Genomic DNA, 10,922 nt, shown 5'->3' on the forward strand with positions numbered 1-10,922 from the left:
CGGTTCTACAGAGACAATATTAAATCACACCCTGGCCCAGCATCGCGTCGGCAACCTTCACGAAGCCCGCGATATTGGCGCCACGTACGTAGTTGGTTTGTTTGCTTTCGCCGCCGTATTCAACGCAGGCATGGTGAATATCCAGCATGATGTGGTGCAGGCGCGCGTCCACTTTCTCCGCTTTCCAGCCCAGACGTGCGGCGTTTTGCGCCATTTCCAGACCGGAGGTCGCTACGCCACCGGCGTTGGCGGCTTTACCCGGCGCGAACAGAACGCCCGCTTCGAGGAACAGGTCGGTGGCTTCGATGGTGGTCGGCATGTTGGCCCCTTCGGCGACCGCTTTCACGCCGTTGGCGATCAGTACGCGCGCCGCGTCGACATCAAGTTCGTTCTGGGTGGCGCACGGCAGGGCGATATCGACCGGAACCGACCACGGCTGCTTGCCTTCGAGATAGGTCAGGCCAAACTCCCGGGCGTAATCCGCCACGCGACCGTCACGGCTGTCTTTGATCGCGCACAGACGCGCCAGTTTTTCTTTGGTAAATCCACTTTCGTCGACCACAGTGCCGCTGGAGTCGGAAGCGGTCACCACCCGGGCGCCAAATTCCATGGCTTTCTCAATGGCGAATTGTGCAACGTTACCGGAGCCAGAGACCGCCACGCGCATGCCTTCAAAGCTGAGGCCATGACGTTTAAGCATCGCTTCGGTGAAGTACACCAGGCCATAGCCGGTCGCTTCCGGGCGGATCAGGCTGCCGCCGAAAGAGAGACCTTTACCGGTAAAGACGCAGGCGCTGTTGTTGGACAGTTTTTTCATCATCCCGGCCATAAAGCCGACTTCACGACCACCCACGCCGATATCGCCCGCCGGAACGTCGGTATCGGGACCTAAATGGCGGAACAGCTCGGTCATCAGCGCCTGGCAGAAACGCATCACTTCACCTTCGCTTTTACCTTTCGGGTCGAAGTCACTCCCGCCTTTACCCCCGCCCATCGGCAGCGTGGTGAGGGCATTTTTAAAGGTCTGCTCGAAACCGAGGAATTTCAGGATCGACAGGTTTACGGAAGGGTGGAAACGCATACCGCCTTTGTATGGGCCAATGGCGGAGCTAAACTGCACGCGCCACGCACGGTTAACCTGCACCTGATTACGATCGTCGAGCCAGACTACGCGGAACTGGATCACGCGCTCCGGCTCAACCAGACGCTCCAGCAGCGACATCTGGCGATAACGTGGGTTTTGCTCAAGGAAGGGCCACAGCGTCGTCATCACTTCACGAACGGCTTGCGCGAACTCGGTTTGGTTTGGGTCGCGCTTTTGTACATGGTTAAGAAACGACTCCAGAGAACATGTCTGATCCATAGATATAAAAACCTCTTATGTATTGATATGGTTATATTTTTGATATTTGTGTTAAGTGTTTTGCAGTTTTTGACTATACCACCAGCAGCGTGACGGGACGCAAGAAAAAATTAACCCCGCTAAGTAAATTAATATCGCGGCGTGGGTCATAACCAAAAACGATGACGGGCGGGACTAAAGTTTCTGCCGATTTATACCGTTATACTGAGCATAACTGTCAGTCACAAAGGAAAGAATATGCGCCGTTTAATCATGGCAGGAGCGTTGGTACTGGTGTCCAGCGCGACGCTGGCAAATCAGCTTTATCGCCCGGATGTGCAGGTGAATGTGCCGCCGGAAGTGTTCAGTTCCAGCGGGCAGCGAGCGCAGCCTTGTAGTCAGTGCTGTATTTATCAGGATCAAAACTATTCCGAAGGGGCGGTGATCAAAGCGGATGGTGTGCTGCTTCAGTGCCAACGCGATGATAAAACGATCAGCACGAATCCGCTGGTCTGGCGGCGCGTAAAAGAATAAAGGCTTCTAACAGCGGGATATCGGCAGGCGCCAGCGGATAACGCCGCGCCTCTTCGGGTGAACACCAGACCATATTCTGGTGTTCATACGCATTCAGTTCTCCCTGAAAAGACGGTACATGCCAGGCATGTAAATGAATCAGCCGGCCCGAAACCTCACGTTGATGGCTGGCGATATAGCGCCCAACGACTGCGTCGATGCCTAATTCTTCACGCAGTTCACGCACCAGAGCCTGAGGCTGACTTTCGCCCGACTCAACTTTACCGCCAGCAAATTCCCACATGCCTGGCTGATCCGCATCCGGCGAACGCTGAGCCAGTAAAATTTTGCCATCACGTTCAATGATAGCGGCGACCACGTCGAGGGTTTTCATCATATTCATCAAGATCTAACAGCAGAAAATAACATACTATATTTATCTTTGAGTTATCTAAAGTATTCAGGAGTCATCGTTGAACGATCCTCACTCGTGGGTAAGTCCGTTAACGCGTATTCCCTCCAGTTTGCAAGCGCTCGTCGCGACGCAGAAAAAACATTATGGCGATGTGCTGCATCCCACGCGTTGGTGGGGGCGGATGCCGTTTCTGTTCTGGCTCGTGGCGCTGTTTGTCGGGTTTCTGGAGCGTAAAAAGGCGCGCTTAACGCCGGTGATGCGCGCATTGTTAATGACCCGCGTTTCTCAGGTATGTCATTGCGCCTTCTGTGTTGATGCCAACAGCTTACGGCTGGCGGAACGCTGTGGCGCGCTGGATAAAGTCTTGCAGGTCGCCAACTGGCAAGAATCAGCGCTGTTTAACGCAGAAGAGCGCATAGCGCTGGCCTATGCGGATGCGGTGACCGCCACGCCACCGCAGGTTGACGATGCGCTGAAAACGCAAATGAAGCAGCATTTTACCGATGACGTCATTACTGAAATGACCGCGCTGATTGCGTTTCAAAATCTCTCGGCGCGTTTTAATGCCGCCCTCGATATTCCTGCGCAAGGATTGTGCGACAGTTTTAAAGGACGCCCGCATGCTTGACCGTCATCTTCATCCACGGTTAAAACCGCTGTTGCATCGCTGTGTGGGCATTATTGATAAACCTGCGATTACCCCGGATGGCCTGACGCTGGTTGGTTTTGCTATTGGCGTGTTGGCCCTGCCATTTCTGGCGTTAGGCTGGTATCTGGCGGCGCTGGTGGTCATTATGCTTAATCGCTTGTTTGACGGGCTGGACGGGGCGCTGGCGCGGCGCAGAGGGCTAACCGACGCGGGAGGATTTCTCGATATCTCACTCGATTTTCTGTTTTACGCCTTAGTACCGTTTGGTTTTATTCTTGCCGCACCTGCGCAGAATGCACTGGCTGGGGGCTGGCTGTTGTTTGCGTTTATTGGCACTGGCAGCAGCTTCCTCGCCTTCGCGGCCCTGGCAGCGAAACACGATATTGATAACCCAGGCTACGCGCATAAATCGTTTTATTATCTGGGGGGGCTAACCGAAGGCACTGAGACTATTTTGCTGTTTGTTTTGGGCTGTTTGTTCCCGGAATCTTTTGCCGTGCTGGCGTGGGTCTTTGGCGCGCTGTGCTGGATGACGACGTTCACTCGGATCTGGAGCGGATATGTGACGCTGAAAGCGGTTCAGCGTCAGGCGTAACGTCTTGTGTTGCCGGATGCGCTTATCCGGCAAGGGTGACCATATTACTTGCTGCTGTCCGGACCCCGTTCACCGCTGGCGACCGGGTTTTTCGGATTGCTGCTCCACTCATACCAGCCACCGTCGTAAACAGAGACGTTTTTCCAGCCCATCGCGCGGGCATACATAAACGTTTCTGAAGCACGCCAGCCGGTGCCGCAGTAGAAAGAAACCTGCTGGTCAGGCGTGATATTCCACTGTTTCCACATGGCGGCGATATCATCCGCGCTGCGCATGGTGCCGTCCGGGTTATGAAAATCTTCCATATGCGTGGAATCACTCCCCGCGTGGCCCCAGCGTGCGCCTGCGATCTCACCTTTTGGCTTGATGTAGCTATAGCCGCTGGTGGTACCAATAAACTCAGGCCACGAGCGGATGCTGACCAGCGACGCATCCTGGCGATGCAGCAGGCCGCGAGCCTGTTCCGTATTCAGCATTAGTTGTGGTTGGGCAGGGATAGCAACGCCAAAATCAGGAGCCGCTTTCACCGTCGGCGGCGTTCCGCGTTCCACCGGTAAACCTGAATCTGACCAGGTTTGCCACCCGCCGTCGAGCAGACGCACATCTTTCACGCCTGCATACAACATGATTTGCGCCACGCGCGCGGCGGCATAGACATCACGACCGTATAAAATCACCGTGGTGTCGTGGCGAATACCATGTTTTGCCAGCATGGCTTTGAGTTGCGCGTCGGAAACTTTATTCCACAGTGGTTCGCTCTCGACTTCGTTGGTATCAATGTATCCTGCACCGGGAATATGACTGAGCAGATACAGCTTCGGCGCGCCCCAGGCGGCTTCAATCACTTTCCAGTCACCCGAAGGTTTAGCGGTCACTTCTTTTCCCTGCTGCAGGTCGTGCAGCCACTGCGGGTAAACCAGTTGTTCGAAGTGCGGCAGACGTTGCAGGCGGCCAGGATCCGCAAGGGCGTCGCTGAGGGTTGAAATATGGCTAAAACCGACTTTCTGCAGGCGGGATTTAACGGTCTGCATCTCGCTATCGCTACCATACAACGCCACCGGCGCATCGGTTTTTAGCTGATGCGCCTTCACCCAGGCATTGAGTTGTTCATCATTCATTTTGTCGAGCCAGGCGGCAGACAGATTCAGTGCGGAGGGTTCGTGTCCGGAAGGACCATTGAGCGATTGTGGCCAGCCGTTGTAAAAAGCGCTCTGACGGGTATCGATCGCCGCGCCTTGCTTTTGCTGTAACTGGTTGAGGGTGAGCGTCTGTGCTGTTTCAGCAGCCCAGGAAGAAGCGCAAGCGAGCCCTAAAGCCAGTGCCAGCGCGGTCATTTGAGAAACACGTTTCATCGAATAGCCCGACGTTGAAAAAAGAAGACGACATTCTGTGCCGCCGGTTAAGTAAAAACCTTGCGTTAACGCAGCATATCGCCACATTCACGCCCAGTTTTCCATCTGTAATACACGGCCTGCTGACGGGACATCCTGCGCGTCATGCGTAACCTGTACCACCGGAATATTCAGCTTGCGCACCTCGGTAAAGACCCACTGGCGAAAGGTATCGCGTAGCGACGCATCCAGTCTGCTAAAGGGTTCATCGAGCAGCAGCGCCTGAGGCTGAGCCAGCAGGGCGCGCAGCAGGGCGACACGCGATCGTTGGCCGCCGGAGAGCGAGGCCGGATCGCGATGATAAAATCCAGCCAGGTCCGCGCGCGTAAGGGCGTTTTCAACAGTATGGCGTCTGGCGGATCCTTGCAGGCTGGCGGGTAAGGCCAGCAGTAAATTCTGCCCAACGCTGAAATGGTCAAACAGCAACGCATCCTGGAACAGGATGCCAATCTGGCGCTGCGCGGTGGGCAGCGTGTCTATGCGCCGTTCATTGAGCCACAGTTCGCCTGAAGCCTGAAACTGAGGAGACAATGCGCCGACCATCCACGAAAAAAGCGAAGACTTACCGCTACCGGAAGGTCCCATAATAGTGACAATGTCACTTTTATTAACCTGGAAGTTCACATCTTTCAGTAGCGTTGTCGCGCCCCGGTACACTGAAAGGCTTTGAACGATGAGCATTAACGGAGTCCTTGTCGAAAGCGGCCGAGCCACGCGGCGAAAAGCGCCGCCAGTACGAAAACGAATAGCGGTAACAGAAGCTGCCATAGCGCCTGTGTCGCTAAAACAGCCGTGCTGCCGCCGCTGCTTAATGCCACCGCCTCGGTGGTCAGGGTGGGATAGCGTCCGGCCCCTAACCATAGCGTTGGCATATATTGGGCAATACTGACCGAGAAGCCAACCGCGAAGGCGACCAGTGCCGGGCGTAACAGCAACGGGCATTTTACCCGCCAAAATATGCGACCCCGTGTCCAGCCCAGCGTTTGTGCAATCAAAATCAATCGTGGGTCAATGCGTTGCCACGCCGGTTTGAGCACAAACAGCATCCACGGCATCACCCACAGCAGGTGGCCCCAGATGATGGTCGTCATCAGCCCATCTTGTCCGGTATATAATGCCAACAGATACTGTCCGGTGACCAGCGGCAGCGCGGGTAGGATAATGGGCAGCCAGACCCAACGGTGTCCGGTTTGCGGTCCCCATTCCAGCCACGCAAAGAGCATCAGTAACCCCAGCACGCTGGAGATGAGCCCCAGTTGCAGACTGTTACTGAGCGCGTCGCTGTTGAGCGATGAAGAGTTGGCGGAAAGCGCCAGCACCAGGGCGCATACTACTCCGCTGATGGGCAAAAGTTGTACCAGCGGCCGTGCGATTGTTGTGGACGAAAAACGCAGGCGTACTCCGTTTACTGCCGGAATTGTGCGCCGCCAGCCACGCCAGAACAGATAGCCCACCAGCGCGAAGATAAATAGCAGCAACACCAGCAGCAGGCTGGCGAGTGCGCCTTTGGCCTGTTGTTCGGCATCGCCCTGGCTGAGCCATTGCCAGCTCAGCACAGCAAGCGTGGGCGGGTTGCCGGGGCCAAGGACGATGGCCACATCCACAACGGAGAGTGACCAGGCCACGACGGCCAGCATGGCTTTGCCTAACGCAGGGGCGATGGAGGGCAGTACCAGCCAGTTCAGGCATTGCAAACGGCTGTAACCCAGCGAATCCAGGACGATAACCTGCTGTGAAAGTTGTTTTTCACTCAGCAGGGCTGAGAGGATCCACAACAAAAAGGCGCTCTCTTTCACCGCCAGCGTTATGCCAAGCCCAACCCCATAGCGGTCCGGTTGCGAGTTGAGAAAGGGCAGCCACTGCCAGAGCATGCCGCCTTCGGCAAAAATCAACAGCATGCTGGTCGCGAATGCGACGTGCGGGATCGCCAGCAGCAAGGGCAGGCGCGTGCACAATCGCGCCCAACCAGCGCCAGGCCACAAAAAGAGGATCGCCAACAGCGTAATGGTCAGGGCACCCAGAGCCGCGAGGCTTACGGAAACCACTGTTGCCAGCAACGCCTGCGAGAGTTGAGGATCGTCAAAGAGCGCCAGCCAGTGCGTGGTGCGAAGCGCTGGGGCTAGCAGAGAGAACGTTGCTGGCACCAGCGGCAGATAAACTGCCGTCATGATGCCCCACAGCAACAGAATTAATGCGTACCGTAGCGGCGTAGCCATTCTTGTTCCAGTGCATTTATCCAGGCAGCATGTGGTTCCGGCAGTACGGCAGGGAGTCCTTGCGGGGTGTACGCCAGCAGTGCGTTACGCTGTTCGTTGGGCAGTTTTTGCGGATCAAGTACCGAAGGGTCTCCCCAGATAGCAGGGTCAGCTTTACGCAACTGCGCTTCGGGAGAAAGCAGGAAGTTTGCCACGACTTTTGCTCCGGCGCTGGCGCGAGCATTCGCCGGAATAGTGACAAAATGCACGTTGCCGATCATGCCCTGTGAGAAACCAAAACTATAGCTGGTTTTAGGCAATTCGCCGCTGGCCATTTTTTGCTGCGCGTGGGCTGGGTTAAAGGTCAATGATAAGCGCAACGTACCGGTATTCAGCAACGCATCCATCCGCGCAGGCGTGGGAGGAAAATCTTTGCCTTCACGCCATAGTGAAGGGTGTAGAGCGTCAAGATAATGCCATAACGGAGCGGTAACGTTGGCGAATGTGGCGGCATCGGGCGCAACTTTCAATGCTTGCGGTTCCGTGGTGAGCATAATCAATAACTGCTCGAGAAAAGCCGTGCCGGTAAAGTCTGGCGGGCGCGGGTAGGTAACTGTGCCAGGGTGTGCCTGCGCAAATTCAAGCAACGCCTGCGGGGATTGCGGCGGCTGGGCGGTGAGATCGCGCCGGGCAATGAAGGTTAGCTGTGCGCCGCCCCATGGCGATTCTGCCCCTTCCGTGGGGATGGCAAAGTCTTCACTGACCGGTTTCCGGGTATCAACATAGCGCCAGTTAGGTAACGCCTGCGCCCACTGGGTTTGCAGCAGACCCGCTTCTTTTAATGTGCGGAAGTTTTCACCGTTTACCCACAATAAGTCGACAGATCCGCCGGTTGTTCGCCCGGACGCCGCCTCGGCCTGGATGCGTTTAACGGCGTCGGCGGCATCCGCCAGCCGCACAATTTTCAGGTTAATGGCATAGTGCGTTTTCATCTCGCCGCTAACCCAGTCGAGATACTGATTAACGGCGTTATCGCCACCCCAGGCGTTGAACCATACCGTCTGACCGCGGGCGTCATTTTTGATTTGCTGCCAGCTGGCGTCCTGGGAAAAAGCCGCCAGCGGGCAGAGCAGCAAACTCAGGCACAATAAGCAGTAACGCATAATATCTCCATTGCTAAAAATGGCGTATGTCTCAGGTTTTCTTCCGTTGACGCTCAAGGTAAAGGCTTCTTGCTCCTGAAATCACCACGCTCAGGGCAAACAGGATGAACAGGCCGGTAACAAACCAAAATGTACCGCCGGTTAACAGGCTACCGGCCCACGAATAGACAATCGTGGCGGGTAACTGACCGAAGCCGGTGGCGAGGAGAAAGTGGCGAAAACGAATCGAGGTCAGGCCCGCGGCATAGCTTACCGGGTCGAAGGGCACAAAAGGTAACAGGCGACAGATGAGAATAGTGTGCTTGCCATAACGTTCGAAAAAAGCGTCCATGTTGTTCAGCACCGTTTTCCCGGTCAGCTTTTCCACCGCACTGCGACCCAAAACGCGGGCAATAAAAAAACACAGCGCTGCGCCGACCATCGCGCTGCTCCAGGACAGTACACCGCCCCAAAACGCGCCAAACAGCGAGGCATTGGCAAACGTAATCACAAAGGCGGGAAGCGGCGCGACGATGGCCTGTAAGATCATCAGGAAGAACGATACAACCGCAGCCTGGGTCCCATACGAACGAATGAAGTTCTCGAGCGCGTGTTGATCCAGCGTAGTAAACGCCGCCAGGCTGCCCCGGAGAAAATCACTGACGCCAGGTATCCACGCCCATGCCATCAGCGCGAGCAGCAGCACAACTATCAATCCTGCCCGGTAATAGTGGGTTAATCGCGCTTTGTTCAGCTTTGTCATTTACCTGCACACTCGTGGCTGGACGACGGATCGATATGTTTATATCTGGCCCAGGCTTTTGCCGCCTGAATAAGAATGAATAACGCCAGGCCCGCAACGCTGAGTTTGCCGATAAATGCCAGAGTCATGCCTTCGCTGGCCAGTTCGTGCGACATCAGCGTATAGATAAAGATGCCGGGCAAGGTGGTTACCGCAGATATCACCGTAAATGACCAGAACGGAATCGCCGTCAGTCCATAGGCGTAATTTTGAATATTATAGGGGAACAATGGTACGAGTCGGGTCAGGATCAGAAAGTCCAATCCGCTATGGGCAATGCCTTTCTCGATTGCCTGAAAAGTCGCCGTGTGCCCAACGTATTTCAGCAGTAGTTCCCGACCAAGCCAGCGAGCCAGCAAAAACGACAGCGCCGAGGCGACGGTTGCCGCCACTAACGAGACAAGCGTCCCTGCCACAGGGCCAAACAGCACACCGCCGACGATCACCAGAATACTGCCGGGGATCAGACACAGCGCAGCGATGATAAACAGCAAGATGTAAAGCGTATAGCCGAACATACCGCTTTGGCGGATGACGTTTTGTAAATGATGGAAATTGGTTATCAGGTCGGTCAGGCCGAAATAATGGAAAACTCCCGCCAGAACGCAGAACAGGACTGTGACAATCAGCAGTCGATATTCTGCGTTATGCGAACTTCTTTTTCATGGGGGTTCTCCTGTAAAACCGAGTGTAATGCAGCGTTTTCGTCAGCGAAAAGTGCGCGCGAAGATATAATAAATTCCCGGACACAACAATGTATTACCGTCGATTTATTGATTTTACACAGAATAAACAGACTCTCCAGGCGAGGCCCGGAGAGTGACAAATCGCAGGAGGTCAGACGCGGAATTTTGCCCATACCGGCGCATGATCGGACGGTTTTTCCATGCTGCGGATCTCATAGTCGATGCCGGTTTCTTCGCAGCGCTCCGCCAGTGGGTTGCTCGCTAACAGCAGATCGATACGCAGGCCACGGTTATCATCAAAGCCTTTGGAGCGGTAATCAAACCACGAGAACTGGTCATTTTTTTCAGGATAAGCATGACGATAGGTATCCACCAGGCCCCAGCCCAGCAGGCGCTCCATCCACTCACGCTCTTCCGGCAGGAAGGAACATTTACCGGTACGCAGCCAGCGTTTACGGTTTTCCTCGCCAATGCCGATATCGAGATCGGTTGGGCTGATGTTCATATCGCCCATGATCAAGACCGGATTGTCGCGTTTCAGTTCAGTCTCCAGATAGTTTTGTAGATTCTGGTAAAACGCGGCCTTGGCCGGAAATTTGGTTTCGTGGTCACGGCTTTCGCCCTGCGGGAAATAGCCGTTGATCACGGTAATGCTGCCCAGAGGAGAGGGAATTTCCGCCATGATGATACGACGCTGCGCTTCTTCGCCATCGTCCGGGAAGCCACGACGCACTGCGATTGGCGTTTCTTTCGTTAGCAGCGCCACGCCGTAATGACCTTTCTGACCATGATAAAAGACGTTGTAACCCAGCTTTGCTACCTCTTCGAGAGGGAACATGTCGTCGTGGACTTTTGTCTCCTGTAAGCCAATCACATCCGGTTGGTGTTTTTCGACAATGGCTGCCAGTTGATGAGGACGGGCACGCAGGCCGTTGATATTAAAAGAGACAAATTTCATAGTCGCTGCCGTTTTGCAAGATGAATAGTGCAAGGATGGTAGCAGAATTTCCGCTGGCTGACTGCTTCTTGTCACCTGATTCCAACAATGATTGCCAATGGTGTTAACGATGGAGCAAAAACTGCACCGTTTTGGCGCGAAGCGCGTCAGAACAGAGCAATAATTTCCGATAAATTTCGTATACGATCACAATTCCAGAATTATATTTGGCAACTGAATAAAACTGCGGTTTTT

General features: G+C 54.8%; 12 protein-coding genes. 3 read left to right on the plus strand and 9 right to left on the minus strand.

What is annotated here, in order from left to right:
• Positions 1–19: 19 nt before the first annotated feature.
• The gene (gene gdhA / locus FDX09_RS10760; RefSeq protein WP_038640089.1) at positions 20–1,363 is read right to left on the minus strand and encodes an NADP-specific glutamate dehydrogenase; all 1,344 of its coding nucleotides are present in this window, start codon (positions 1,361–1,363) and stop codon (positions 20–22) included.
• Between the two features lie 237 nt (positions 1,364–1,600).
• Here gdhA and FDX09_RS10765 point away from each other — a divergent pair, with 237 nt between their 5' ends.
• Positions 1,601–1,876: a YnjH family protein gene (locus FDX09_RS10765; RefSeq protein WP_038640091.1), complete on the plus strand. Its 276-nt coding sequence runs from the start codon at positions 1,601–1,603 to the stop codon at positions 1,874–1,876.
• Here FDX09_RS10765 and FDX09_RS10770 read toward each other — a convergent pair.
• Entirely contained in the window at positions 1,836–2,249 is a 414-nt protein-coding gene (locus tag FDX09_RS10770) for a pyrimidine (deoxy)nucleoside triphosphate diphosphatase (RefSeq protein ID WP_170973238.1), read from the minus strand. The genes FDX09_RS10765 and FDX09_RS10770 overlap by 41 nt on opposite strands.
• Positions 2,250–2,328: 79 nt before the next feature.
• On the opposite strand from FDX09_RS10770, the gene FDX09_RS10775 reads away from it, so the two are divergent.
• Both FDX09_RS10775 and FDX09_RS10780 read left to right on the plus strand, forming a co-directional pair.
• Positions 2,329–2,898, plus strand: coding sequence for a carboxymuconolactone decarboxylase family protein (locus tag FDX09_RS10775; RefSeq protein WP_137347184.1), 570 nt, complete (start codon positions 2,329–2,331; stop codon positions 2,896–2,898).
• Positions 2,891–3,514: a CDP-alcohol phosphatidyltransferase family protein gene (locus FDX09_RS10780; RefSeq protein WP_137347185.1), complete on the plus strand. Its 624-nt coding sequence runs from the start codon at positions 2,891–2,893 to the stop codon at positions 3,512–3,514. Before FDX09_RS10775 ends, FDX09_RS10780 begins: the two co-directional genes overlap by 8 nt.
• A gap of 44 nt (positions 3,515–3,558) precedes the next feature.
• On the opposite strand, the gene FDX09_RS10785 is transcribed toward FDX09_RS10780, so the two are convergent.
• The 7 genes from FDX09_RS10785 to xthA form a co-directional block, all read right to left on the minus strand.
• Complete coding sequence (locus FDX09_RS10785) at positions 3,559–4,866, minus strand: sulfurtransferase (RefSeq protein ID WP_137347186.1); 1,308 nt, start codon at positions 4,864–4,866, stop codon at positions 3,559–3,561.
• An 87-nt stretch (positions 4,867–4,953) separates the two neighbouring features.
• Entirely contained in the window at positions 4,954–5,586 is a 633-nt protein-coding gene (locus tag FDX09_RS10790) for an ATP-binding cassette domain-containing protein (RefSeq protein WP_137347187.1), read from the minus strand.
• Entirely contained in the window at positions 5,586–7,121 is a 1,536-nt protein-coding gene (locus FDX09_RS10795; RefSeq protein WP_137347188.1) for an ABC transporter permease subunit, read from the minus strand. Before FDX09_RS10795 ends, FDX09_RS10790 begins: the two co-directional genes overlap by 1 nt.
• Entirely contained in the window at positions 7,094–8,263 is a 1,170-nt protein-coding gene (locus tag FDX09_RS10800; protein ID WP_137347189.1) for an ABC transporter substrate-binding protein, read from the minus strand. Before FDX09_RS10800 ends, FDX09_RS10795 begins: the two co-directional genes overlap by 28 nt.
• A gap of 31 nt (positions 8,264–8,294) precedes the next feature.
• On the minus strand, positions 8,295–9,005 hold the full coding sequence (locus FDX09_RS10805) for a TVP38/TMEM64 family protein (RefSeq protein WP_137347190.1): 711 nt from the start codon (positions 9,003–9,005) through the stop codon (positions 8,295–8,297).
• Positions 9,002–9,658 (minus strand): TVP38/TMEM64 family protein, encoded by a 657-nt coding sequence (locus FDX09_RS10810; RefSeq protein WP_170973240.1) that lies wholly within the window; start codon positions 9,656–9,658, stop codon positions 9,002–9,004. Before FDX09_RS10810 ends, FDX09_RS10805 begins: the two co-directional genes overlap by 4 nt.
• 223 nt (positions 9,659–9,881) lie before the next feature.
• Positions 9,882–10,688 (minus strand): exodeoxyribonuclease III, encoded by an 807-nt coding sequence (xthA, locus tag FDX09_RS10815; protein ID WP_038640136.1) that lies wholly within the window; start codon positions 10,686–10,688, stop codon positions 9,882–9,884.
• Positions 10,689–10,922 lie beyond the last annotated feature (234 nt).

Source organism: Citrobacter sp. wls717, from assembly GCF_005280955.1.
GTDB lineage: Bacteria > Pseudomonadota > Gammaproteobacteria > Enterobacterales > Enterobacteriaceae > Citrobacter > Citrobacter werkmanii.

Coding starts and splice junctions, on each gene's coding strand:
- FDX09_RS10795 (WP_137347188.1), bottom strand. CDS start 7,121: ATGGCTACGCCGCTACGGTACGCATTAATTCTGTTGCTGTGGGGCATC.
- FDX09_RS10770 (WP_170973238.1), bottom strand. CDS start 2,249: ATGAAAACCCTCGACGTGGTCGCCGCTATCATTGAACGTGATGGCAAA.
- FDX09_RS10805 (WP_137347190.1), bottom strand. CDS start 9,005: ATGACAAAGCTGAACAAAGCGCGATTAACCCACTATTACCGGGCAGGA.
- FDX09_RS10780 (WP_137347185.1), top strand. CDS start 2,891: ATGCTTGACCGTCATCTTCATCCACGGTTAAAACCGCTGTTGCATCGC.
- FDX09_RS10785 (WP_137347186.1), bottom strand. CDS start 4,866: ATGAAACGTGTTTCTCAAATGACCGCGCTGGCACTGGCTTTAGGGCTC.
- gdhA (WP_038640089.1), bottom strand. CDS start 1,363: ATGGATCAGACATGTTCTCTGGAGTCGTTTCTTAACCATGTACAAAAG.
- xthA (WP_038640136.1), bottom strand. CDS start 10,688: ATGAAATTTGTCTCTTTTAATATCAACGGCCTGCGTGCCCGTCCTCAT.
- FDX09_RS10790 (WP_137347187.1), bottom strand. CDS start 5,586: ATGCTCATCGTTCAAAGCCTTTCAGTGTACCGGGGCGCGACAACGCTA.
- FDX09_RS10765 (WP_038640091.1), top strand. CDS start 1,601: ATGCGCCGTTTAATCATGGCAGGAGCGTTGGTACTGGTGTCCAGCGCG.
- FDX09_RS10800 (WP_137347189.1), bottom strand. CDS start 8,263: ATGCGTTACTGCTTATTGTGCCTGAGTTTGCTGCTCTGCCCGCTGGCG.